Here is a 22,654-nt window from a genome sequence, read left to right as displayed (position 1 = left end):
GGGGGGGGGGGGGGGGGGGGGGGGGGGGGGGGGGGGGCTGGCCTTTCAGAATGCGCGGGTCAGCTTTTGAACCGCCGTGCCCTCTCCCCCGACCCCTCTCCCGTAAAACGGGAGAGGGGAGAACGCACGTGGCCAGTGCCGGAATGCACAGTGTTTGCTCCCCTCTCCCGTAAAACGGCAGAGGGGAGAACGCACGTGGCTCGCGCCGGAATGCGCAGTGTTTTGCTCCCCTCTCCCGCGAGGCGGGATAGGGGCTGGGGGAGAGGGCTGGCCTTTCAGGATGCGCAGGTCAGCTTTTGAACCGCCATGCCCTCTCCCCCGACCCCTCTCCCGTAAAACGGGAGAGGGGAGAACGCATGTGGCTAGTGCCAGCGCGCGCAGTGTCTGCTCCCCACTCCCGCGAGGCCGCAGAGGGGAGAACACACGTGGCTCGTGCCAGCAGGGTCATTGGGAATTTACCGCAGCCATCGCTGCCACAGCGCGAACCCGGCCACCAGCAGGCAGCCCGGGGCCACGATGGCCAGCAGGTTGGCGCCGGCCAGCAGTACCGCCTGCTGGTCGATCTGCTGCGACAGGCTGATCAGTGCGGCGCCTTGGGGTAGCGGCGTCATGCTGAACGGGTTCACGCGCGCCACCAGATGGGTGCGCGCCAGCGCTTCGCCATACTGCAGGCATTGGGCCGCGGCGCCCGTGCCGGCGGCCGAGGCCACCTGGCGCACGATGTTCTTGAACTGGTATGTGTGCGAGAAATCGTCGAGCGGGGTGTCCAGGAACGTCAGCCGGGCGACGACGATCAGGCTGAACGGCAGCGCCAGGCTTTGCAGCAGCAGCGCTGGCACCACGCGCCCCAGCGACAGGTCCGTCGTCAGGCGCGTCGCCAGCATCCAGGCTGCGCCCGCCAGCATGACGTAGCCCAGGGCCAGCCAGCGGCGCGAGCCGGGCAGGCGGGCGCCCAGCAGCACGTACAGGATGCCGGCCACCACGCCGGCCGCGCCGGTCAGCGTTGTCACCATGCCGGTGGTCTCGAACGAGAAGCCCAGGCCCAGCTGCAGCACGATGGGGATCAGGTAGTTCCAGAGCCCTGCCACGAACGAGTAGGTGGCATAGAAGCCCAGGCCGGTCAGGTAGCGCCTGCCGCCCAGCCGGTGCGTATTGAGCCACGGATCGGGATGGCGGTGCAGCCGCAGGAAGGCCAGTCCCATCAGCACGGCGCCCCCCAGCGGGCGGGCCACGACGATGGGCGTGCTGGCCGCCGTGTACAGCCGCAGGTCGGCCAGGCCATGCACCAGCACCAGCGCGCCCAGGCCGAGCAGCAGCACGGTGTACCAGTCCATGGCGGCGATGGTGTCGATGCCAGGCGGGCGGGGTAAAAGAGTTGGACGAGAGGGCGTGATGCGGTGCGGGTAGGTGACCGATACCAGCAGCAGCGTGGCGGCGGCGGTGATGGCCTGCACGATGAAGATCAGGCGCCAGCTGGCATCGAGAATCAGCGTGGCCGTGAGCCATGGCGCGGCGGCCAGCATGCCGATGGCGCCCAGCACGAACGGCCACAGCAGGCGCGGGCGCTCCTGCGGGGCGGCGATCATCTGGATCAGCGTGCGCGCGGCCGCGAACAGCCCGCCGGCACCCAGGCCCTGCACGGCCAGCGCCAGCGAGAGTTGCACGATGTTGTCCGACACCGCGCACAACAGGGCCCCGCCGATGGCAATCGTCAGGCCCAGCATGGTGAAGCCACGGTAGCTGATCAGGTCGGCCACGCGCCGCAGCATCAGGTTGGCGACGATGGCCGCGGCGGCATAGGCCGTGAAACACCAGAGGAAGTCGTCTGGCGTGGCGTAGATGCCGGCGCGGATCTGCACCGCGCCGGTAGCCAGTATCGAGGTCGCCACGAAATCGACGCCCGTGGCGCATCCCAGCGCCAGCCCCATCAGCAGCACGCCGCCGCGCGTGACGCGCGGCAGGGCGCCTAGCGCGACGGATGGCATGCCGCCTTGCTGCCGTGGCAACTGGCCGGCACGGACGCCGGCGCCTTGGCCTCCGCCCTGGCGGCGGGCAGCACGCTGTAGTCGTAGCGGTCGGCGGCAAACGGGCTGGTGGCCGGGTCGGTGGCGTGGGCGGCCACGGCGCCGAGCAGGCAGGTGGCGGTCAGGACGGTGCGGATCAGGATCGAACGCATGGCGGTTCTCCAGTCAGACGGCGGTGGATCAGCGGTTCAGGAAGGCCAGCAGGTCGGCATTGACCTCGTCGGCCCGTGTCACGCACATGCCGTGCGGCGCGCCGGCATAGACCTTGAGCGTGGCACCGCTGACGATCCTTGCCGACAGGCGCCCGGCATCGTCGATCGGCACGATCTGGTCGTCGTCGCCATGCAGGATCAGCGTCGGCACGTCGATCTTCTTCAGGTCTCCGGTGTAGTCGACCTCGGAGAACTCCTTGACGCACAGGTACTGGCCCAGCACGCCGCCCGCCATGCCCTGCTGCCAGAAGTTGTCGATGGTGCCCTGCGCCACCTTGGCATCCGGGCGGTTGAAGCCGAAGAACGGCACCGCCAGGTCCTTGTAGAACTGCGAGCGGTTGCCCGCCACGCCCTGGCGGATGCCGTCGAAGACTTCCATCGGCAGGCCGCCGGGATTGGCTTCGGTCTTGAGCATGATCGGTGGCACCGCACCGATCAGCACGGCCGCGGCCACCCGCTTCGAGCCGTGGCGGCCGATGTAGTGCGCCACCTCGCCGCCGCCGGTGGAATGGCCTATCAGCGTGGCGCCCCGGATGTCGAGTGTGTCGAGCACGGCGGCCAGGTCGTCGGCGTAGGTGTCCATGTCGTTGCCGTGCGCGGGCTGGTCCGAGCGGCCATGCCCGCGACGGTCGTGGGCGATCACGCGGAAGCCATGCTGGACCAGGAACAGCATCTGGGCGTCCCACGCATCGGCATGTAGCGGCCAGCCGTGCGAGAAGACCACGGGACGGCCCGTGCCCCAGTCCTTGTAGAAGATGCGGGTGCCGTCCTGGGTGGTGATGTAGCTCATGTCTGTCTTCCTGAGGAGAGAGTGAGACTTGAGACTACGGCCGGTGCGTGGCGGGCCGTTCCGCGCGCCCGGCGGCGCTTTCGCATATGCACTTCGGGTGCCGGGCCGGGCGCCGGAGCGGGCCCGGCGCAGGCTTTCAAGCGGCTTTCAGGGGTGCTTGCGGGGGGGCTTTCGGGGGTGCTTGCGGGGTGGCCCGCGCCGTGTCGCGGCGTGCCGACGCCTATACGAAGGCATAGTGTTGGCGACCGATGCGGGCCGCTACCATGGCGCCATAAGATTGTTGTGAGGTACCGGCCTTGGCCAAGAAACTGGTTGTCGCCATCATCGACGACGACGAATCCATCCGCGCGGCGACTTCCCGGCTGGTCCGATCGCTGGGCTGGGAGGCGCACACCTTCGCATCGGCACAGGTCTTTCTTGACACTGGCGGGGCGGCGGGGGCGCATTGCATCCTGTCCGACGTCCAGATGCCCAAGATGAACGGGCTGGACATGCTGCGCACGCTGAACGCGCAGGGTAGCCAGGTTCCGGTAATATTCATCACCGCGTTCTGCACCGAGGCCATTCGCCGCGAAGCCTTGCGTGCCGGCGCGCATGCATGTCTGTGCAAGCCTGTCGATGGCGCGGCCGTCCAGCGATTCCTGGAAGACGTGGCGTCGGGTGCGCTTGCCCCGCGCCCCGAGTCTTTACCCGGAACGAAAGTGAATCCATGAATACAGCGATCCCGTCTGGAGAAGGGGTGTCGATGGTCTATGTGGTGGACGACGACGAGTCCATGCGCCGCGCGGTGTCGATGCTGCTGCGCTCGGTCGGCTACCAGGTCGAGACCTTTGCCTCGGCCACCGATTTCCTGGCGGCGCCCCGGCCGGACCTGCCCAGCTGCCTGATCCTCGACGTGCGCCTGAAAGGCCAGAGCGGCCTGGCGGTGCAGGAACAGTTCGCGGCCAGCAAGATGCCGATCCCGATCATCTTCATGACCGCCCACGGCGACATCGCCATGTCGGTCAAGGCCATGAAAGCCGGTGCGATGGATTTCCTGGCAAAGCCGTTCCGCGACCAGGACATGCTCGACGCCGTGGAAAGCGCCCTGACCCGCGACGCCGCCCGCCGCCAGACCGACACGCGCGACGCCGACCTGCGCCAGCGCTACGAAGAACTGACGCCACGCGAGAAGGAAGTCATGGCCTACGTGGTGCGTGGCCTGCTCAACAAGCAGATTGCCGCCGAACTGACGCTCAGCGAAATCACCATCAAGATCCACCGCGCCCAGGCCATGAAGAAAATGGGCGCCCGCTCGCTGGCCGACTTCGTACTCAAGGCCGAGGCGCTGGGCATCATCGACGCTGCAAGAAACGGGGCATAGGCGGCACGGCGGGCCATGCGCGCTGCAATGCGCCCCCCCGCCGCGCTTGCCGTCCGTGACTCACCCCTCGTTCGGCGCCTTCCCTGCCTTTCCTTCCTTCGCATCCTTCTCCTCCCATCCCCCACCCAGCGCCCGGAACAGCGACACGCTGGCGGTCAGCTGGCGCCGGTGCACGGCTTCCAGCGCGCGGGCGTCGGTCAGGGCGGCGGCCTGCACGACGTTGACGTCCAGGTAGGCGGCGGCGCCCTTGCGGTAGCGTTCGGTGGCCTGCTGCAGGGCGCGGCTGGATGCGGTCACGGCGGCTTGCTGGCTGGCGGCTTCGTGGTCGAGCAGCCTTAGCGCGGCGTAGTTGTCTTCCACATCCTGCACGGCCTTGAGCACGGTTTCCCGATAGTCGGCAGCGCTGGCATCGAACTGGGCGCGGGCGCTGTCCACGCCGGCCTGCCGCTTGCCGCCGTCGAATATCGTTGCGGCCAGGGCCGGGCCTACGGCCCAGAAGCGGCTTGGGGCGGTCAGCCAGCCGGCCAGCCCGGAGCTTTCCAGGCCGCCGTTCAGGTTCAGCATCAGTGTCGGGAAGAAGGCCGCGCGCGCCACGCCAATCTGCGCATTGGCGGCGGCCACGCGGCGCTCCGCCGCCGAGATGTCGGGGCGGCGCTGCAGCAGCATGGCAGGCACGGCGGCGGGCGTGGCGGGCAGGGCGATGCCGGTGCCTGCGGTGCCGGCGGTATTGGTGGCAGCCACCGGCAGGGCAAACGTGCTGGCGGGTTCGCCCACCAGCGTCGCCAGCGCATGCTGCAGCTGGGTGCGGGCCAGCCGCAGGTCGGCAACCTGCGCCCGCGTGCTTTCCAGCTGTGCCTGCGCCTGCGCGACATCGCCTTCGGCGGCAATGCCGCCCCGATAGCGGTTGGTCACCAGTTGCAGCACCGACGCGTACGCGTCCACGGTCTGCTGCAGCAGCGCGGCCTCGCGGTCGAGCGAGCGGATGCCGAAGTAGTCGATGGCGGCTTCGGCCTGCAGGCTCAGCCGGACGGCGGCCACGTCGTCGGCGCTGGCCTGGGCACGGGCCTGTGCGGCATCGACGTTGTTGCCGATGCGGCCGAACAGGTCCGGCTCCCAGCTGGCGCCGATCCCCAGCAAGTGGTCGGGCGTGGTTTTCCCGGCCAGGGAATGGCCCACCACGTTGGCCGACAGGTGCGTGCTCGTGACGCTGGCCGTGGCGCCGACGGTCGGGAAGTAGGCGGCGCGGGCGGCATCCACCTGGGCACGGGCGTCGCGCAGCAGTGCCATGGACTTCAGCAGGCTCTGGTTCGATACGTCGATGCGGGCCAGCAGGGCGTCGAGCGTGGCGTCGCCGTACGCGTGCCACCAGTCCGGCGCGATGGTGTCCGGCTGCGCGCCCTGGGCTGCGCTGTCCTGCGCCTCCTGATAGGCGGCCGGCAGCGGCATGGCCGGGGCGTGATAGGGCACGCTGGCGCAACCTGCCAGCCAGGCGCAGGCCAGCACAATCGCCGTGCGCCGAAGGGTGCGCTGCATGGTGGACTTCATGCCGGATCTCCCTTCGCCGGCGCGGCCACCCGCACCGTCATGCCAGCCACGATGCCGTCGCCGGGGTTGACCACGACGCGGTCGGTGTCCTGCACGCCGCCCAGCACTTCCACATGGGAGCCGAAGTCGCGCCCCAGCGCCACATGCCGGATCGTCAGTTTGTTGTCCTTGCCGACCACGGCCACGGTCGGGCCGCCTGCCGGGAACATCAGCGTATTGGCCGGAAGATCCAGGCCGGCGTGTGCGCTGCCGATTTCCAGATGCACCTGCGCGTAGGCGCCGGGCAGGATGCGGCCGTCCTGGCTGTCGACATCCAGCTCCACGCGCAGGCTGCGCGTGACGGGGTCGATGGCGCCGGCGGTGCGCGCCACGGTGGCAGGGTAGCGTTGCCCCGGTGCCTGCGGCAGCGTCAGCCACGCCTGGGTGCCGGCCCCCATTGCCGCGCTGACGGCCTGCGGCACCTGTGCAAAGACACGCAGCCGCGTGCCGGCCGAGATATGGAACAGCTCGCGCCCCTGGCCCGGCGCGCTGCCGGCATCGATCAGCGCACCGGTATCGACATTGCGCGCCGTAATCACGCCGTCGAACGGCGCGCGGATCTGCGTGTAGCTCGCCAGCTGGGCCAGGCGCGACGTATTCGAGCGCGCTGCGGCCAGCAGGGCGGACTTGGCGTTCATGTCGGCCACTTTCTGGTCGGTCTCCTGCTGCGCGACGGAATTGGTCGCCTGCAGGTCCTGCCAGCGCTTGGCCGTGCTGTTCGCCAGCTGGTAGTTGGCGGCGGCAGTGGCCTCGTCGGCACGCGCCTGACGCAGCTGGTCGGCCACTTCGGGCGCGTCGATCTCCGCCAGCAGCTGGCCCGCCTTGACCGGCGTGCCGATATCGACGTACCAGCGGCGCAGATACCCGCTGACGCGTGCATGGATGGCGGCGTCCTCGTAGGCGCGCACGTCGGCCGGCAGCGCAATGTCGTGCGCGGCGGCCGCGCTGTGGGGCTGCACCACGTTGACGGTGGGCGTCTGCGCCGCCTGCGCACGCTGCTGCAATTCGGCGTGGCCGTGCCAGCGCGGCACGATGCCGGCCGTCAGGGCCAGCGCCACGGCAGCGCCGGCCAGGGCCAGCATGGTCAGCCTGGGGTTGCGGTGCGGTGCGGACGGGTTCGGGTCGTGGTCGGTCGGGGTCATGCCAGGCCTTCGTGAGCGATTGCGTTGGAGGTGTTGTTGTCGGGACGTGCGCGCCGGGCCATCCAGCCATGCAGCACGGCGAAGAAGACTGGCACCAGCACCAGCGTGGCGACGGTGCCGAAAGCCAGGCCGCCGATCACGGTGCGGCCCAGCGGGGCGTTCTGTGCGCCAGCACCGCCCGAGCCCAGTGCCATCGGCACCATGCCGAACAGCATTGCCAGCGCGGTCATGGCCACCGGGCGGAAGCGGCTGAAGCCGGCGTCCCAGGCAGCGTCGACCGGGTTCCTGCCTGCCGCCAGGCCGTCGCGCGCATGGCTGATCACCAGGATGCTGTTGGCCGTGGCGATGCCTACGCAGATGATGGCGCCGGTCAGCGCCGGCACGCTGATCGTCGTGTCGGTGGCGAACAGCATCCATGCCATGCCGGCCAGCGCCATGGGCAGCGCGCCGACGATGGCCAGCGGATCGAGCCAGGACTGGAAGTTCACCACCATCAGCAGGTACACCAGCACGATGGCGGCGGCCAGGCCCGTGAGCAGCCCCGAGAACGACGCACGCATGGTCTGCACCTGGCCGCGCACGACAATGTCCGAGCCGGCCGGCAGTTGCGCGCGGGCCTGGTCGACAATGCGCTGCACGTCGCCAGCCACGGCGCCCAGGTCGCGGCCACGCACCGCGCCGAACAGGTCCAGCACGGGTTGCACGTTGTAGTGCGATACCACGCCTTGCTGGCTGGTGCGCGCGATGGTGCCAAACTGGCCGAGCTGCCCGGCGCCGCCCTGTTGCACGGTATCGGCGCCCAGGCCCAGCGGGATGTTCGACAGCCGCTGCAGCGAATCCATCGCGTACTGGGGCACCGATACGGCCAGTGGGTAGCTGACGCCGTTTTTCGGGTTGAGCCAGAAGTTGGGCGCGGTCTGGCCGCTGCCGGACAGCGAGATCAGCAGGTTTTGCGCCACTTCGCGCTGCGACAGACCGGCCTGCAGCGCACGCGTGCGATCCACGTCGACGGTCAGTGCGGGCTGGTCCGCCGGCTGCTGCAGGTGCAGGTCCGTGAGGCCCGGTACACCGGCCAGCTTGCGCAGCAACTGGTCTGCCACCTTGCGGTTGCCGGTCAGGTCCTTGCCGACGATCTGGATGTCGATCGGGGCGGGCAGGCCGAAGTTGAGGATCTGGCTCACCATGTCGGCGGGCAGGAACGAGAAGCTGACGCCCGGAAAATCCTTCTGCAGCGCGGCGTCCAGCTGGTCGACCAGTACGCCGGAACGCTCGGCATCGGGCTTCAGGGATACCAGGATCTCGGCGTCGCCGGTGCCGATCGGCAGCGACGAATCGTAGGTCAGGTTGATGCCGCTGACGGGCAGGCCGATGTTGTCGACGATGCCCGCCACGTGCTGCGGGCCCACCACGCGGCGGATATCGGCTTCGACCTGATCGGTGATGCGCGCGGTTTCCTCGATGCGCGTGCCGGTGCGCACCCGCATGTGCAGGCGGATCTCGCCGCTATCCACGGCGGGGAAGAAATCCTGGCCCAGAAACGGCACCAGCGTCATCGACCCCGCGCAGGCCAGTGCAAAGATCGTCATGGTGCGACGTGGCCGGGCCAGCGCGGCGGACAACATGCGGGCATAGGCGGCGCGCACCCGCTCGAAGCCGGCCTCGAAGCGGCGGTGCGCCGCGCCAAACCAGCGGGTCAGGCCGGCCAGGCGGCCGGTAGACGGCCGTGACACGCCTTCGCCGCGCAGCAGGTAATGCGCCAGCGTGGGAATCAGCGTGCGGGACAGGAAGTACGAAGCCATCATCGCGAATACCACTGCCTCGGCCAGCGGCACGAACAGGTAGCGCGCCACGCCGCTGAGCAGGAACATCGGCAGGAACACGATGCAGATGCACATCGTCGACACCAGTGTGGGCAGGGCGATCTCGCCCGACCCGTCAAGAATGGCCTGTTCCAGTGGCTTGCCCGTTTCGCGATGGTGGGCAATGTTCTCGATTGCCACGGTGGCGTCGTCCACCAGCACGCCCACGGCCAGCGCCAGTCCGCCCAGCGTCATGATGTTCAGCGTCTGGCCCAGCGCCGCCAGCGCGATCAGCGCGGCCAGCACCGACAGCGGGATGGTGATGGCGATGATCAGCGTGGCGCGCCAGCTGCCCAGGAACAGCAGGATCATCATGGCCGTCAGGCAGGCGGCCACCAGCGCTTCGTGCAGTACGCCGTCGATGGCCGAAGTGACGAACACGGACTGGTCGGACAGCGGCTGGACCTGCAGCGACTTCGGTAGCCCCGCCGTGATGTGCGGCAGCAGCGCGCGGATCTGTGACACCACGGTCAGCGTCGATGCACTGCCGGTCTTCTCGATTTCCAGCAGCGCGGAGCGCTTGCCGTCATGCCGCACCACATTGGTCTGGGGGGCATAGCCGTCGTGTACCTGCGCCACATCGCGCACATAGACCGTGCCGTCCGGGCCGCTGCGCACCGGCAGGTCGTTCAGCGCCGCCACGCTCTGCGTGCTGCCGTTGAGGTCCACGCGGTATTCCAGCGCCCCGATCTTGGCGGTGCCGCCGGGCAGTACCAGGTTCTGGGCGTTGATGGCGTTGACCACGTCAAGCGGCGACAGTCCGCGCGCCTGCAGCGCGGGCACGTTCAGGTCCACCATCACCTGGCGCACCTTGCCGCCATAGGGCAGCGGCACCGACGCTCCCTGCACCGTGGCAAGCTGGGTGCGGATAAAGCTGTTGCCCAGGTCGTACAGTTCCTGCTCGGGCAGCGTGTCGCTGCCCAGCGCCAGCCGCAGGATGGGCACCGTCGATGCGTTGTAGCTCAGCACCAGCGGCGGCGTGGCGCCAGGGGGCATCTGCTTGAGGATCGATTGCGCGCCCGCCGTGGCTTGCGAGATCGCACGGTTGATATCGGCGCCGGGGTGGAAAAAGACCTTGATGACGGCCACGCCCGGCAGCGACTGCGACTCGATATGCTCGATATTGTCGACATCGGTGGTCAGCGACCGCTCGTAGCCGGTGACGATGCGCTGGGCCATGTCCTGCGCGGACAGCCCGTTGTAGGTCCACACCACGCTGACCACCGGGATATCGATCGACGGGAAGATGTCGGTCGGCATGCGCAGGGCGGCCACCGCGCCACCCAGCAAAAGCAGGATGGCGAGGACGACGAAGGTATAGGGCCGGCGCAGGGCGAGCCTGACAATCCACATGCTTTCTCTCCCGGCGCCCGGTGGCGCGGCAATCGTTCAAGGAATGGGGCCGATTCTAGGTATCGGCCGCCCTGTGAATTCCGGTCAAAACGATTACAGTCTTGTCATCCAACCCGGCCGCGCCGCTCGCTACCATCCTGCAGGCAATGCGGCGGATTGGCGCCGCCGATGGCAGAGGACTGGAGCGATGAAGATCCTGGTGGTCGAAGACGAACCGAAAACGGGGGAATACCTGCGCAAGGGGCTGGCAGAGTCGTCCTTCGTGGTGGATCTCGCGCGTACTGGGGCCGATGGCCTGCACCACGCGCTGGAGGACGACTACGACCTGATCATCCTCGACGTGATGCTGCCCGGCATGAATGGCTGGGATGTGCTGCGCCGGCTGCGTGAACGCAAGGACACCCCGGTGCTGTTCCTGACCGCGCGCGACGAGGTGGAAGATCGCGTGCGCGGGCTGGAGCTGGGTGGCGACGACTACCTGGCCAAGCCGTTCGCGTTTGTGGAACTGCTGGCGCGCGTGCGCACGCTGCTGCGGCGGGGCCCGGTGCGCGAGGCCGACCGCATCGAGGTGGGCAACCTGGAGATCGACCTGATCCGGCATCGCGTGACGCGCGCCGGCCAGCGCATCGACCTGACGCCGCGCGAATTTGCGCTGCTGCATTTCCTGGCGCGGCGCAGCGGCGAGGTGCTGAGCCGCACGCAGATTGCATCGCACGTCTGGGACATGAACTTCGACAGCGACACCAATGTGGTGGATGTTGCCATCCGGCGCCTGCGCGCCAAGATGGACGACCATTTCGCGCCCAAGCTGATCCACAGCGTGCGCGGCATCGGCTACGTGCTGGAACTGCGCGCGTCGTGACGGCACGCCGGGTTGCCCGTCTGCTGCCCCGCTCGCTGACCGCGCGGCTGGCCGTGGCGTTTGCGCTGATCGCCGGTTGCGCCTTTGCGGGCGTGGGCCTGTACCTGTACCGGTCGCTGGCGACGCAGATCATCGAACGCGACGATTCCGAACTGCTGCGCAAGGCGGCGCGAACGCGTGCCGAACTGGCCGAACTGCCGGCCGGCGACGCCCAGGCCGGGCGCTGGCAGGAAATTCGCGGCATTGTTGCGGGCAACGAGGAATTCGGCCTGCGGTTGCAGGCACCCGATGGGGCGCTGCTGACGCAGGCGGGCGCACAGCCTGGCGCCATGCCGGCGCTGGCCGCGATTGGCCTCGACACGCCGCCATCGGCTGCGGCCATCCAGGCCTGGGAGACGCCCGGCGCCGTTCCGGCGCACGGCGTTGCCATGCTGGCACGGGCGGGCACGGGCGCCAGTGCGCAGACGGTGCGGGTCGAGATTCATCAGGTGGCCGCGTCGCGCGTGGTGCTGTTGCGCGACTATCGGCTGAAGCTGTCCATTGCCGTGTGTCTGGGTGCGCTGGGCGCGGGTTTGCTCGGCTACGCGGCGCTGCACGCGGGCATGGCACCGCTGCGCCGCATCGCCGCCGGCACGGCGTCGGTGACGTTTGCCAGCGGCGTGCTGCCGGTCGATCCGTCGCGGCTGCCGGCGGAACTCGACGAACTGGCCCGCTCGCTGCAGCGGATGATCGACCGCCTGCGCGAGCGCTACGAGCGCCTGTCGCAGTTCTCGGCCGACCTGGCCCATGATTTCCGCACCCCGATCGGCAACCTGCTGGGTCAGACGCAGGTGGCGCTGTCGAGCGAGCGGTCGGTGGACGAATACCAGGCGCTGCTGGCTTCGAACGTCGAGGAATACGAGCGGCTGTCGCGCATGATCGAGAACATGCTGTTCCTGGCGCGCGCCGACAATGCACAGGTGGCGATGCACCGCGCGGAGCTTGACCTGCGGACCGAACTGGCCCGCCAGGCCGACTATTTCGAGTTGCTGGCCGATGCGCGCGGCATTGCCATCCACGTGGAGGCGCAGGGCACGCTTTACGCCGATGCCACGCTGTTCCGGCGCGCGCTGGGCAACCTGCTGTCGAACGCCGTCCACTATTCGCCCGAATCGGCGGTGATTGCGCTCAGGAGCCGGCACGAGGCCGGCACGGTCGTGATCGAAGTGGTCAACCCTGGGCCCGGCATTGCGCCCGGGCACCTGCCACGGCTGTTCGACCGCTTTTTCCGTGGCGACCCGGCCCGCGCCAATTCCGGTGAATCGTCGGGTATCGGGCTGGCAATCGTGAAGACCATCATGGAACTGCACCAGGGAGCGGTGCAGGTGGAGTCGGTGCCCGATGGCCTGACCACGTTCCGGCTGGTGTTTCCCGGCCGCTGAGGGGGGCGGGTTCCGGCTCCGGGCGCGCCTAGGCAGCCGGCTGGCGCAAATGGGGCGGCATCCGCGCACTCATGGCCGACAGGTGTTCGCGCAGCGCCGCGTGCAGGTACCTGACCGCGGGCGAGAACTGCCTGCGATGCGGGCACACCAGGTTCAGCGGCACCGGCTCGCCGGGCTGGTCCGGCACCAGCAGTTCCAGCCTGCCGTGGGCGACGTCTTCGCAGACGTCGAGCCATGACTTGTAGGCGATGCCGCGCCCGTCCAGCGCCCAGCGCCGGGCGATCTCGGCGTCGTCGCACAGCAGCGACCCCTTGACGGTGATCAGCCGCCGGGTGCCCGCCACCGGAAAGCTCCAGCGGTCGTGGACGCGGCCACCCAGCACGTAGGGCAGGCATTGATGCGCAGGCAGATCGTCGAGCGTGGCGGGCCGTCCGTGACGTTCGAGGTAGTCCGGCGATGCCACCAGCACGCGCCGATTGTCCGGTGCCAGCGGCAGGGCCACGTAGGTGGCGCCTTCGTTCAGGCCATAGCGGATGGCGATATCCACCGGATCGCGGAACACGTCGGTGATCTGGTCGGATAGCGACAGCTTCAGCACCAGCTTCGGATGGGATTCCCGGAACGCGGTCAGCAGCGGCAGCAGCACATTGCGGCCCAGGTCCGACGGCGCGGCGATCTTCAGCGTGCCTTGCAGCGCGCGCTGCTCGCCGTGCAGGCGCTCCCGGCCTTCGGCCAGCATGGCCAGCACCTCGTTGGCGCAGGGCAGGTACTGCTCGCCCTCGGCGGTGAGCCGCAGGCTGCGGGTGGACCGCGCAAACAGGCGGATATCGAGTTCCTTTTCCAGTCTCTGGATGGCCGCGCTGACCTGGCCGGGCAGCAGGTCGGCCTCGCGGGCCGCGTTCGAGAAACTGCCCAGGGCGGCGGTACGTACGAAGAGTTGCAGGTCGTCGAGTCTGATCATTTTCACTCTGGTAGTGAAAGTCCTGCCGGATTTTCCCAGTTTTTCGGGGATAACGCAGCGACGATAATGCGACGCATAGCCCCTTTTCCAATCCATGAACCCGGAGCCCACCATGAATCTCACCGACGCCGTCCTGTCCCGCCATACCGTCAAGGCCTACGAAGGCGGGCAGACCCTGCCGCAGGAACAGATCGACATGCTGCTGGCGTGGCTGCACAACAGCCCGTCGTCGGTCAACTCGCAGCCGTGGCACTTCGTGGTGGCGTCGACGCCCGAGGGCCGCGAGACCATCGCCAGGGCGGCGACCGGCACGTTTTCGTATAACCACCCGAAGATCGTCGATGCGTCGCACGTGATCGCGCTGTGCATGCGCGCCGACCTGGACGAAGCCCACCTGCGCGCCGTGCTGGCCCAGGAGGAAAGCGACGGCCGCTTCAAGGTGGAGGGCGCCCGCGAGGGCCAGGACAAGAGCCGCCGCTCGTACGTGGACCTGCACCGCTATACGCTGCGCGATGTGCCGCAATGGATGGAAAAGCAGGTCTACCTGGCGCTGGGCGGCCTGCTGCTGGGCGCGGCCATGCTTGGCATCGACGCCACGCCGATGGAAGGCTTCGACGCCGGCGCGCTGGACACCGCGCTGAACCTGCGTGAACGCGGCCTGACCGGCGTGGTGCTGGTGTCGCTGGGCCGCCGCAGCGAAAAGGACTTCAATGCCGGTCTGCCGAAGTCGCGCCTGCCGAAGGAGGCAGTGTTCACGCACATCTGAGTCGAAGCCGGCGAGGCCGCCCGGGTAAAAGTCAGGCCTGCGGATCGGCGGCCTGCCATTTGCCGGTGGACGGGCAGACCCAGACTCTCTGCCCGTCGCGCCGCACCTGTTCTTCCTGGACCTGTGCGGCGGCTGCCCGGTCATGGTCGAACGCCACGCGTAGCGCGCTGGCGACCCGGGCATCCTCCACGGGCAGTTCCCAGGTCAGGAACAACTGCGTGTCGTCCCGCCCTGCCGGGAAGTCAGCCGGATCGAAACGATGCGCGCCGCGCGGCACCACGCCGTGCGGCTGGCAGGTATCGAACAGCAGCACCGTGCCGCGACGCAGCGGAATGCGCCGGTCCAGCGACGGAAAATACACGTCCTGCCCCTTGTCTTCGCTCAGGAACAGGTTGCAGAAGGCCGCACCGCCATACTGGTCGCCGTCATGGTGATACCGGGCGCCACGGCACACCATCAGCGCGACATCGCTTTCGGCCAGCAGGCCGGGCAGCCCCAGTGCTGCCGTCCAGTCGGCCATGGCCCGCACGCAGCGCGCGTAGTCGGGCCAGCGCATCCGCGCACGCGCCAGCGGCATGACCTCGACGTCGCCTGGCTCCAGCGTCATCTGCAACGCAATTTCTCGTGCCCAGTCCGCCAAAAGCCGGCCCGGCGGGGCGGGGATGTCCACCACATCCGACAGGACCACCTCGCTCACGCGCCGGCTGCGCATGGCATCGCCGCTCCAGAAACAGGAGGTCAGGCTGGGCGAGGGAGATTGATGGCGGTCGTCTGGCATGGCCGGCAGTGTAACGCCGGCCCACCCGGTACCGCCGAAGAACGTGTCGCGGTCGTACGGGTTCAGCGGCAGCCGTTCGGGCAGGTCAGGGCGCTTGTTGCTGCAGTCCTGCGCTGGTACTGGCGGTCCTGATGCTGCTGTGGCGTCTGGCGGGGCGCCCCGACGCAGAAGCCTAGCGCCTGGGCGAGCAGTCGTACGGCGCGAACAGTTCAATCACCCAGTCCACGAACGCGCGCAGCCTTGCGCTCTGGTTCCTGGACGGGTGGAACACGATGTGCAGCGGATGCAGCGGCCGGCTCCATTCGGGCAGCACGCGGACCAGCGTGCCGGCATCGAGGTGTGGCCGGGCCATGAAGCCGAAGGTCTGGCCCACGCCCAGGCCGCTGACCAGGGCCGTCAGATGGGCCGTGCTCTCGTTGACGAACACGCCATGCCGGCTGCGCACGTCCACGTCGATGCGCTCGCCTTCGCGCTCGAACAGCAGCGGCATCACGCGGCCCGTGAGCGACGAGAAATAGCCCGCCACGTCGTGATCGGTCTGCAGCGCGGTCGGGTGCGCTGGCGTGCCTCGCGCGGCCACGTACTGTGCCGCCGCGTAGGTGCCCCAGTCCAGGCTGGCGATGTGCCGGGCAATCAGCGACGTATCGGTCAGGTCGCCGCCCCGGATCACGCAATCGACGGCGTCGCCGATCAGGTCGACATGGCGGTCGCCGACGCCCACTTCGAGCTGGATCTCGGGATATCTGGCGCGGAAGGACGGCAGGCCCGGCAGCAGGATCAGGTTGGCCAGCGACGATCCGATATCCACCCGCAGGCGCCCGCGCGGCGCACCACGCGCATCGGCAAACAGCGTATCCATTTCGTCCACATCGGCCAGCACCTTGACCGCCCGGTGGTAGTACGCCTGGCCCTCGTCGGTGACCACCACCTTGCGGGTGGACCGCTGGAACAGCTTGATGCGCAGGTGCGATTCCAGGTCCTGGATCAGCTTGGTGACGGTGGGGCGCGGAATGTTGAGCGTGTCGGCGGCCTTGCTGAAGCCGCCGGATTCGGCGATGCGGACAAATACGCGCAGGGCTTGCAGTTGATCCATGGGAAAGCGGGACGAAAGCGGGCAGGGCGACGGCGCCGCAGGCAGTATGCCTGATTATTCATCTATATGAATAATGATTTAACTTCAGCGCTGTTTATTCGAAAAACGCTAACGCCTAAAGTTGCGCCATCCACTGATCAACACGAAAGGAAAACATCATGAGCAAGCGACTGGAAGGCAAGATCGCCCTGGTAACCGGCGGCACGAGCGGCATCGGACTGGCCGCCGCAAAAGACCTGGCCCGCGAAGGCGCGAAGGTATACGTGACGGGGCGCCGCACGGCGGAACTCGACAAGGCCGTGGAAGCCATCGGCCACGGCGCGGTGGGCGTGCAGGGCGATGTCACCCGCGAGGCAGACCTTGATGCGCTGGTCAAGACGATCCGCGAGGCCGACGGGCGCCTGGACGTGCTGTTCGCCAACGCGGGCGGCGGCACCATGGCTCCGCTGGGCGAGATCACCGCGCAGCATTTCGACGATACGTTCAATCGCAATGTCCGCGCCGTGGTGTTCACGGTGCAGAAGGCGCTGCCGCTGATGGGCGCGGGCGGTTCGATCATCCTGACCGGCTCGATTGCCGGATCGACGGGCACGCAGGCATTCAGCATCTACAGCGCCTCGAAGGCGGCGGTGCGCGGCCTGGCACGTAGCTGGGTGCTGGACCTGAAGGATCGCGGTATCCGCGTGAACGTGGTGAGCCCGGGTTCCACGCATACGGTGGGCCTGGCCGAACTGGGCGGCGAGACCAAGGCGGCGCAGGACGGCTTGCTGGGCTACCTGGCTTCGCTGGTGCCGATGGGCCGGCTGGGCGCACCGGAGGAAATCGCCCGCGTGGTGACGTTCCTGGCTTCCGACGATTCGAGCTTTATCAATGGCGCCGAGATTGCCGCCGACGGCGGGCAGGCGCAGGTCTGAACGGCCGGCATCGTTCGGACGGCAATGTTCGGACGGTGTTGTCCGGGCAAAAAAAACAGCCACCACGAGGGTGGCTGTTTGCCTGGAACGCCAGGGTGCGTCGAGGTGGGGCGGCCCTCAGCCCTTCAGCACCTGGCCGATGGCATTCGCCACCACGCCGACATTGCGTTCGTTCAGGCCGGCCACGCACATGCGGCCCGAGCGCAGCACATAGACACCGTGTTCGTTTTTCAGGCGGTCCACCTGGTCGGCCGACAGGCCGGTGTACGTGAACATGCCGCGCTGCTTGACGTAACGCGACAGCTTCTCGCCGCTGACATGCTCGCGCAGCTGGTCGTGGATGGCCTGGCGCATGCGCGTGATGCGCTGGCACATGGCCGCCAGCTCCGTTTCCCAGCTCTGGCGCAGCGCAGGGGTGGTCAGCACGCGTGCCACCACGCGGGCGCCGTGGGTGGGCGGGTTGCTGTAGTTGGCGCGCACGGCGCCGGTCAGCTGGCCCAGCACGCGGCCGGCTTCGTCGGCGCTCTGGCAGATCACGCTCAGGCCACCGCAACGCTCGCCATACAGCGAGAAATTCTTCGAGAACGAGTTGGCCACCAGTGCGGGCACGTTCTGGCGGGCCAGTTCGCGCACGGCAAAGGCGTCGTCGTCCAGGCCCGAGCCAAAGCCCTGGTAGGCCATGTCGACGAACGGCAGCAGCTTGCGGGCCTTCAGCACGCCGATCACCTGGCGCCACTGGTCATCGTTCAGGTCCACGCCGGTCGGGTTGTGGCAGCAGGCGTGCAGCAGCACGATACCGCCCTGCGGAATGGCTTCGATGGCCGCCAGCATCGCGTCGAACTTCAGGCCACCGGTCTCGGCGTCGTAGTACGGATAGGTGTTGACCTTGAAACCGGCGCGCTCGAACACCACGCGGTGGTTTTCCCAGCTGGGATCGCTGATCCACATTTCCGCGGTCGGGAAGTAGCGCTTCAGGAAGTCGGCGCCCACGCGCAGCGCGCCCGAGCCGCCCAGCGTCTGCAGCGTGGCGATGCGGCCTTCGGCGCGGGCGGCGCAGTCTTCGCCGAATACCAGCGCCTGCACGGCCTGGCGGTAGGCGGCAATGCCGGCCATCGGCAGGTAGGGGCGCGGGCCCATGTCCGACAGCAGCGCGGCTTCGGCTTCGGCCACGGCCTGCATGACCGGCAGGCGGCCTTCGTCGTCAAAGTAGATGCCGATGCTCAGGTTCACCTTGTTGGTACGCGGGTCCTGCTGGAAATCCTCGTTGAGCGAGAGGATCGGGTCACCGGGAAAGGCTTCGATGTGTTCGAACATGGGATGCGTCTGGCTTGCGGGTTCAGGGGGTGGCGGCCCGGGGTGCACACGGGCCGCACAGGCAGGTTACTGGATCTGGGCGCTCGCGGCGGGCATGGCCGAACCGGCGTTCTTCTGCCGGAGGCGATAGCTTACGCCAAGAATGACCAGCCAGACCGGAATCAGGTAGACCGAGATGCGCAGGCCGGGCGTCAGGAACATGACCACCAGGATGCCGGCCAGGAAGATCAGCGTCACGTAGTTGGTCAGCGGATAGCCCAGGCTCTGGAACACCGTGGTCTTGCCTTCGGCACGCTTGGCGCGGCGGAACATCAGGTGAATGATGCTGATCATGGCCCAGTTGATGATCAGCGCCGACACCACCAGGCCCATCAGCAGTTCGAACGCTTCACCGGGCATGAAGTAGTTGACCAGCACGCAGAGGCCGGTAGCCAGGGCCGATACGCCCAGCGCGGCCAGCGGAATGCCGCGGCGGTTCACCTTCATCAGTGCGCGCGGGGCATTGCCCTGTTGCGCCAGGCCCAGCAGCATGCGGCTGTTGCAGTAGACGCCGCTGTTGTAGACCGACAGCGCCGCGGTCAGCACCACCACGTTCAGCACGGTTGCCACGATATCGCTGTTCATCGCATGGAAGATCAGCACGAACGGGCTGCCGCCGGTGACCACCTTCTGCCACGGGTACAGCGACAGCAGCACGGCCAGCGCGCCAACGTAGAAGATCAGGATGCGGTAGATCACCTGGTTGGTGGCCTTGGGGATGCTCTTGCCCGGGTTGTCGGCTTCGGCGGCGGTAATGCCCACCAGTTCGAGGCCGCCGAACGAGAACATGATCACGGCCATCGCCATCACCAGTCCGCCCAGCCCGTTCGGGAAGAAGCCGCCGTGCTGCCACAGGTTGGCGACGCTGGCCTCGGGGCCTGCAGTGCCGGTGCCCAGCATGTAGCCGCCAAAGCCGATCATGCCGACGATGGCCGCGACCTTGATGATCGAGAACCAGAACTCCATCTCGCCGAACGACTTCACGCTGGCCAGGTTGATGGCGTTGATGACGACGAAGAAGCCCAGGGCGGAGACCCACGTGGGGATGCCGGGCCACCAGTACTGGACGTAGATGCCCACGGCCGACAGTTCGGCCATGCTGACCAGGATGTACAGCACCCAGTAGTTCCAGCCGGACATGAAGCCGGCAAAGTGGCCGCAATACTTGTTGGCAAAGTAGCTGAACGAGCCCGCCACCGGTTCGTCGACGACCATCTCGCCCAGCTGGCGCATGATGAAGAAAGCGACGATGCCGGCCAGCGCGTAGCCCAGCAGCACGGAGGGCCCAGCCAGCTTGATGGTCTGGGCAATGCCCAGGAACAGGCCGGTGCCGATGGCGCCGCCCAGCGCAATCAGCTGGATATGGCGATTCTTCAGGCCACGCTTGAGCGTGCCTTGGCTGTCAGGAGCATGCATGGAGTTGTCTATCCTCTACCCATTCTTGTGGAATGGCGGCGCGCCTCTTTGGGGTTGGGCGCTTTGAAAAAAGCGCCGGCGCGGGTAACGCCGGACGCAGGGGTGCGCGCCGGCGAAAACCCGAGAGTTTACCGGCACACGCTTGGAAAAGCAGGGGAAATGGGCCAGCCCGGATCAGTGCCGGGCCGGATGCGTCACACCTTCAGCGTGCCGCGTTCGATCTGGTCGCGTTCGAGTGACTCGAACAGCGCCTTGAAGTTGCCTTCGCCGAAGCCGTCGTCGCCGGAGCGCTGGATGTATTCGAAGAACACCGGGCCGAGCACCGTCTTGGAGAAGATCTGCAGCAGCAGGCGCGGACGGCCGCCTTCGGTGGTGCCGTCGAGCAGGATGCCGCGGGCCTTGAGCTGGTCCACCGGCTGGCCGTGGCCGGGCAGGCGCGTGTCCAGGGCCTGGTAGTAATAGTCGTTCGGTGCGGTCATCAGCTCGACGCCAGCCAGTTGCAGGCTGTCGATGACTTCGAGCAGGTTGTCCACCGAGAAGGCGATGTGCTGGATGCCTTCGCCGTTGAACGCCATCAGGAACTCCTCGATCTGGCCGGCGCCCTTCGACGATTCCTCGTTCAGCGGAATGCGGATCTTGCCGTCCGGCGCGGTCATCGCCTTCGAGGTCAGGCCCGTGTACTCGCCCTGGATATCGAAATAGCGGATTTCGCGGAAATTGAACAGGCGTTCGTAGAAGTTAGCCCAGTAAGCCATGCGGCCACGGTAGACGTTGTGCGTCAGGTGGTCGATCAGCTTGAGGCCGTGGCCCTTCGGGTGGCGGTCCACGCCCTCGATATATTCGAAATCGATGTCATAGATCGACTTGCCGTCCTCGAAGCGGTCGATCAGGTACAGCGGCGCGCCGCCGATGCCCTTGATGGCCGGCAGGCGCAGTTCCATCGGGCCCGTGGCGATCTCGATCGGCTGGGCGCCCAGCATCAGCGCGCGGTTGTACGCCTTGTGCGAATCCTTGACGCGGAAGGCCATGCCGCAGGCGCTGGGGCCGTGCTCGGCGGCGAAATAGGCGGCTTCGCTGTGCGGCTCGTTGTTGACGATGAAGTTGATGTCGCCCTGGCGATACAGCACCACATCCTTCGAACGGTGACGGGCCACCAGCGTGAAGCCCATCTTCTCGAACAGCGGTTCCAGCACGTTGGGCGTGGGCGAGGCGAATTCAACGAACTCGAAGCCCATCAGTTGCATCGGGTTTTCAAACAGGTCGGCCATGATCGGAGCGCTCGGGGGCGAGAGGGGGAATGGAAATATTATTTCGGTGAGGCAGCAGGGCGAGTGGCGTGGGAGACGCCTGGCGCGCTGCACAACGTGAGGAAATTGTAGAACCCGCCTCGCTAAATAGGATTTCGTAAGGCACGCAGGGAAACCCTGAAAGATGAGATAAGATTTCGTGAAACCGCCATTTCAGGAAACGATAATGCAACAAACCGACCTTGACCGCATCGATCGCCGCTTGCTGGCAGAACTGCAGGAACACGGGCGTGCATCGAACCTGGAACTGTCCGAGGCGATCAACCTGTCGCCCGCCCAGACATTGCGGCGCCATCGCCGCCTGGAGGAAGGCGGCATCATCAAGCGCTACGAGGCGCGGCTGGACAGTACCGCGCTGGGGTTTGGCGTAACGGCCTTCATCCACGTGACGATGGAACGCGGCCACATTCGCGATTTGTCCAAATTCAAGGGACTGGTGGCCGAACTGGCGCAGATCCAGGAGTGCTTTTCGGTCACCGGCGACATCGACTACGTGCTGAAGGTGGTGGCAAAGGACCTGAAGTCGCTGTCGGACTTCCTGCTCGACACCCTGATGCGCATCCCCGGCGTGAGCGGCGTGAAGTCAAGCGTGTGCCTGGACGAGATCAAGTGTACGAGCGCGATGCCGCTGGATTTGTGAGCAGGGTTGCGGATGAACGAGTGAAAAGCCCGCCATGTGCGGGCTTTTTGTTTTGTTGGATCGTTGTCAAGAAAAGACGACGCGGAAAGATCGTTCAGGAACGAAAGGTTATAGGAACGTATCCGTACACTTACGAATCCACCGCGGCCCATGGAGGAACGATATTTTGGAAATTTGGGAGCGAATGGCTGAAGATTTCCAGAGGAAAGGCGCACAGGTAATGCGATTCGCGCCATCTGTATTTTTACTTGTCGGTTGCTATTCCGTTGCCCACGCGCAGCCGCCGCAAGCTGTCATCGAAAGTTGCCTGCTCGGGTATTCAACGGCTGCCGGCATTTCTGTCGTGATGGGGGCGAGCGGCCATCAGGTGGTTGAGGACGTTCCCGGCTACCGCTTGACCTGGCCGGAGCGGTTGCCCGGTGTCCGCGTCGGATACGCCGTCAGCAAGGGCGGGGATAACGACTATGTATTTGTAGACAGACGTCGCGGGTATATCCGGACGGCCATTCCACTTACGCGATGGAAGCCGGCACCTTTGGAAGTCCCCTTGCGCGCTGGTTATGGCGTCGTGACACAGGGAACAAGCCGGTACGTATGTGTAGTGGAATCGACCGGGCAGGGCTCTGCGGCGTTCGTGATGGCCGGGTATATCGGTCGATTTGCGCCTGCCAAGGGAAAGGGCATACAGCTTTACTATGCCGTAGCGGACACCAAGACGTTCAAGGGATTCAAGCCAGATTGATTTTGCGGTTGGCGAGTAAAAGCAGCCCGCCATAGTGCGGGCTGATTGTTGTCGATCCATTGGGTTGGCTGTCA

The 22,654-nt window shown here is 67.0% G+C and carries 20 protein-coding genes; 8 read left to right on the top strand and 12 right to left on the bottom strand.

Translation table 11 applies throughout. The features are described from left to right. Positions 1-455: 455 nt before the first annotated feature. Genes A9J21_RS05625 through A9J21_RS05615 form a run of 3 tightly spaced genes read right to left on the bottom strand, consistent with a single transcriptional unit; the run spans position 456 to position 3,026 of the window. Entirely contained in the window at positions 456-1,985 is a 1,530-nt protein-coding gene (locus A9J21_RS05625) for an MFS transporter (RefSeq protein ID WP_066732773.1), read from the bottom strand. After that, complete coding sequence (locus A9J21_RS05620) at positions 1,967-2,176, bottom strand: hypothetical protein (protein ID WP_066732771.1); 210 nt, start codon at positions 2,174-2,176, stop codon at positions 1,967-1,969. Before A9J21_RS05620 ends, A9J21_RS05625 begins: the two co-directional genes overlap by 19 nt. Before the next feature lie 28 nt (positions 2,177-2,204). Beyond that, the gene (locus A9J21_RS05615; RefSeq protein WP_066732766.1) at positions 2,205-3,026 is read right to left on the bottom strand and encodes an alpha/beta fold hydrolase; all 822 of its coding nucleotides are present in this window, start codon (positions 3,024-3,026) and stop codon (positions 2,205-2,207) included. Positions 3,027-3,322: 296 nt separating this feature from the next. Here A9J21_RS05615 and A9J21_RS05610 point away from each other — a divergent pair, with 296 nt between their 5' ends. Further along, positions 3,323-3,739, top strand: a complete 417-nt coding sequence (locus A9J21_RS05610; protein ID WP_066732763.1) for a response regulator transcription factor — start codon at positions 3,323-3,325, stop codon at positions 3,737-3,739. Further along, the gene (locus tag A9J21_RS05605; protein ID WP_066732761.1) at positions 3,736-4,389 is read left to right on the top strand and encodes a response regulator transcription factor; all 654 of its coding nucleotides are present in this window, start codon (positions 3,736-3,738) and stop codon (positions 4,387-4,389) included. The genes A9J21_RS05610 and A9J21_RS05605 overlap by 4 nt, the downstream gene beginning before the upstream one ends. A gap of 60 nt (positions 4,390-4,449) precedes the next feature. Here the strand turns inward: A9J21_RS05605 and A9J21_RS05600 are convergent, their stop codons facing one another. Genes A9J21_RS05600 through A9J21_RS05590 form a run of 3 tightly spaced genes read right to left on the bottom strand, consistent with a single transcriptional unit; the run spans position 4,450 to position 10,327 of the window. Further along, entirely contained in the window at positions 4,450-5,934 is a 1,485-nt protein-coding gene (locus tag A9J21_RS05600) for an efflux transporter outer membrane subunit (protein WP_066732759.1), read from the bottom strand. Beyond that, a complete protein-coding gene (locus A9J21_RS05595; protein ID WP_066732758.1) occupies positions 5,931-7,115 on the bottom strand; it encodes an efflux RND transporter periplasmic adaptor subunit in 1,185 nt (394 codons plus the stop codon). Before A9J21_RS05595 ends, A9J21_RS05600 begins: the two co-directional genes overlap by 4 nt. Then, a complete protein-coding gene (locus A9J21_RS05590) occupies positions 7,112-10,327 on the bottom strand; it encodes an efflux RND transporter permease subunit (protein WP_066732757.1) in 3,216 nt (1,071 codons plus the stop codon). The genes A9J21_RS05595 and A9J21_RS05590 overlap by 4 nt, the downstream gene beginning before the upstream one ends. 187 nt (positions 10,328-10,514) lie before the next feature. On the opposite strand from A9J21_RS05590, the gene A9J21_RS05585 reads away from it, so the two are divergent. After that, positions 10,515-11,189 (top strand): heavy metal response regulator transcription factor, encoded by a 675-nt coding sequence (locus A9J21_RS05585; RefSeq protein ID WP_066732755.1) that lies wholly within the window; start codon positions 10,515-10,517, stop codon positions 11,187-11,189. Next, positions 11,186-12,610, top strand: a complete 1,425-nt coding sequence (locus A9J21_RS05580) for a heavy metal sensor histidine kinase (protein WP_066732753.1) — start codon at positions 11,186-11,188, stop codon at positions 12,608-12,610. The genes A9J21_RS05585 and A9J21_RS05580 overlap by 4 nt, the downstream gene beginning before the upstream one ends. Before the next feature lie 28 nt (positions 12,611-12,638). Here the strand turns inward: A9J21_RS05580 and A9J21_RS05575 are convergent, their stop codons facing one another. Beyond that, positions 12,639-13,571 carry a LysR family transcriptional regulator gene (locus A9J21_RS05575; protein ID WP_066732751.1) on the bottom strand — a complete coding sequence of 311 codons (933 nt, stop codon included), beginning with the start codon at positions 13,569-13,571 and terminating at the stop codon, positions 12,639-12,641. A 112-nt stretch (positions 13,572-13,683) separates the two neighbouring features. On the opposite strand from A9J21_RS05575, the gene nfsB reads away from it, so the two are divergent. Next, a complete protein-coding gene (gene nfsB / locus A9J21_RS05570; RefSeq protein ID WP_066732783.1) occupies positions 13,684-14,337 on the top strand; it encodes an oxygen-insensitive NAD(P)H nitroreductase in 654 nt (217 codons plus the stop codon). Positions 14,338-14,368: 31 nt separating this feature from the next. Here the strand turns inward: nfsB and A9J21_RS05565 are convergent, their stop codons facing one another. Together A9J21_RS05565 and A9J21_RS05560 are read right to left on the bottom strand one after the other, a co-directional pair. Continuing rightward, on the bottom strand, positions 14,369-15,049 hold the full coding sequence (locus A9J21_RS05565; RefSeq protein ID WP_231906813.1) for a hypothetical protein: 681 nt from the start codon (positions 15,047-15,049) through the stop codon (positions 14,369-14,371). Between the two features lie 238 nt (positions 15,050-15,287). Continuing rightward, positions 15,288-16,208, bottom strand: a complete 921-nt coding sequence (locus A9J21_RS05560; protein WP_066732747.1) for a LysR family transcriptional regulator — start codon at positions 16,206-16,208, stop codon at positions 15,288-15,290. 158 nt (positions 16,209-16,366) lie between these two features. On the opposite strand from A9J21_RS05560, the gene A9J21_RS05555 reads away from it, so the two are divergent. Continuing rightward, entirely contained in the window at positions 16,367-17,122 is a 756-nt protein-coding gene (locus A9J21_RS05555; protein WP_066732745.1) for an SDR family NAD(P)-dependent oxidoreductase, read from the top strand. 117 nt (positions 17,123-17,239) lie between these two features. Here the strand turns inward: A9J21_RS05555 and A9J21_RS05550 are convergent, their stop codons facing one another. The 3 genes from A9J21_RS05550 to hppD form a co-directional block, all read right to left on the bottom strand. Next, positions 17,240-18,436, bottom strand: coding sequence for an amino acid aminotransferase (locus tag A9J21_RS05550; RefSeq protein ID WP_066732743.1), 1,197 nt, complete (start codon positions 18,434-18,436; stop codon positions 17,240-17,242). A gap of 66 nt (positions 18,437-18,502) precedes the next feature. Then, positions 18,503-19,891, bottom strand: a complete 1,389-nt coding sequence (locus A9J21_RS05545; RefSeq protein WP_066732741.1) for an amino acid permease — start codon at positions 19,889-19,891, stop codon at positions 18,503-18,505. A 194-nt stretch (positions 19,892-20,085) separates the two neighbouring features. Continuing rightward, entirely contained in the window at positions 20,086-21,159 is a 1,074-nt protein-coding gene (gene hppD, locus A9J21_RS05540; RefSeq protein WP_066732739.1) for a 4-hydroxyphenylpyruvate dioxygenase, read from the bottom strand. A 205-nt stretch (positions 21,160-21,364) separates the two neighbouring features. On the opposite strand from hppD, the gene A9J21_RS05535 reads away from it, so the two are divergent. Next, the gene (locus A9J21_RS05535; RefSeq protein WP_066732737.1) at positions 21,365-21,838 is read left to right on the top strand and encodes an Lrp/AsnC family transcriptional regulator; all 474 of its coding nucleotides are present in this window, start codon (positions 21,365-21,367) and stop codon (positions 21,836-21,838) included. Between the two features lie 184 nt (positions 21,839-22,022). Further along, the gene (locus A9J21_RS05530; RefSeq protein ID WP_156545677.1) at positions 22,023-22,580 is read left to right on the top strand and encodes a hypothetical protein; all 558 of its coding nucleotides are present in this window, start codon (positions 22,023-22,025) and stop codon (positions 22,578-22,580) included. Positions 22,581-22,654: the final 74 nt, after the last annotated feature.

Origin of the sequence: Cupriavidus sp. D384, assembly GCF_001652915.1 — a bacterium.
In the GTDB taxonomy this organism is placed as follows: domain Bacteria; phylum Pseudomonadota; class Gammaproteobacteria; order Burkholderiales; family Burkholderiaceae; genus Cupriavidus.
The sequence above is the reverse complement of the archived record's forward strand: the minus strand, read 5'-3'. Positions and strand labels throughout refer to the sequence as shown.

What these genes read in the sequence shown, in the direction of transcription:
- A9J21_RS05625 (WP_066732773.1), bottom strand. Translation starts at nt 1,985, where the DNA reads ATGCCATCCGTCGCGCTAGGCGCCCTGCCGCGCGTCACGCGCGGCGGC.
- A9J21_RS05620 (WP_066732771.1), bottom strand. Translation starts at nt 2,176, where the DNA reads ATGCGTTCGATCCTGATCCGCACCGTCCTGACCGCCACCTGCCTGCTC.
- A9J21_RS05615 (WP_066732766.1), bottom strand. Translation starts at nt 3,026, where the DNA reads ATGAGCTACATCACCACCCAGGACGGCACCCGCATCTTCTACAAGGAC.
- A9J21_RS05605 (WP_066732761.1), top strand. Translation starts at nt 3,736, where the DNA reads ATGAATACAGCGATCCCGTCTGGAGAAGGGGTGTCGATGGTCTATGTG.
- A9J21_RS05600 (WP_066732759.1), bottom strand. Translation starts at nt 5,934, where the DNA reads ATGAAGTCCACCATGCAGCGCACCCTTCGGCGCACGGCGATTGTGCTG.
- A9J21_RS05595 (WP_066732758.1), bottom strand. Translation starts at nt 7,115, where the DNA reads ATGACCCCGACCGACCACGACCCGAACCCGTCCGCACCGCACCGCAAC.
- A9J21_RS05590 (WP_066732757.1), bottom strand. Translation starts at nt 10,327, where the DNA reads ATGTGGATTGTCAGGCTCGCCCTGCGCCGGCCCTATACCTTCGTCGTC.
- A9J21_RS05585 (WP_066732755.1), top strand. Translation starts at nt 10,515, where the DNA reads ATGAAGATCCTGGTGGTCGAAGACGAACCGAAAACGGGGGAATACCTG.
- A9J21_RS05575 (WP_066732751.1), bottom strand. Translation starts at nt 13,571, where the DNA reads ATGATCAGACTCGACGACCTGCAACTCTTCGTACGTACCGCCGCCCTG.
- nfsB (WP_066732783.1), top strand. Translation starts at nt 13,684, where the DNA reads ATGAATCTCACCGACGCCGTCCTGTCCCGCCATACCGTCAAGGCCTAC.
- A9J21_RS05565 (WP_231906813.1), bottom strand. Translation starts at nt 15,049, where the DNA reads ATGCGCAGCCGGCGCGTGAGCGAGGTGGTCCTGTCGGATGTGGTGGAC.
- A9J21_RS05560 (WP_066732747.1), bottom strand. Translation starts at nt 16,208, where the DNA reads ATGGATCAACTGCAAGCCCTGCGCGTATTTGTCCGCATCGCCGAATCC.
- A9J21_RS05555 (WP_066732745.1), top strand. Translation starts at nt 16,367, where the DNA reads ATGAGCAAGCGACTGGAAGGCAAGATCGCCCTGGTAACCGGCGGCACG.
- A9J21_RS05550 (WP_066732743.1), bottom strand. Translation starts at nt 18,436, where the DNA reads ATGTTCGAACACATCGAAGCCTTTCCCGGTGACCCGATCCTCTCGCTC.
- A9J21_RS05545 (WP_066732741.1), bottom strand. Translation starts at nt 19,891, where the DNA reads ATGCATGCTCCTGACAGCCAAGGCACGCTCAAGCGTGGCCTGAAGAAT.
- hppD (WP_066732739.1), bottom strand. Translation starts at nt 21,159, where the DNA reads ATGGCCGACCTGTTTGAAAACCCGATGCAACTGATGGGCTTCGAGTTC.
- A9J21_RS05535 (WP_066732737.1), top strand. Translation starts at nt 21,365, where the DNA reads ATGCAACAAACCGACCTTGACCGCATCGATCGCCGCTTGCTGGCAGAA.
- A9J21_RS05530 (WP_156545677.1), top strand. Translation starts at nt 22,023, where the DNA reads ATGGCTGAAGATTTCCAGAGGAAAGGCGCACAGGTAATGCGATTCGCG.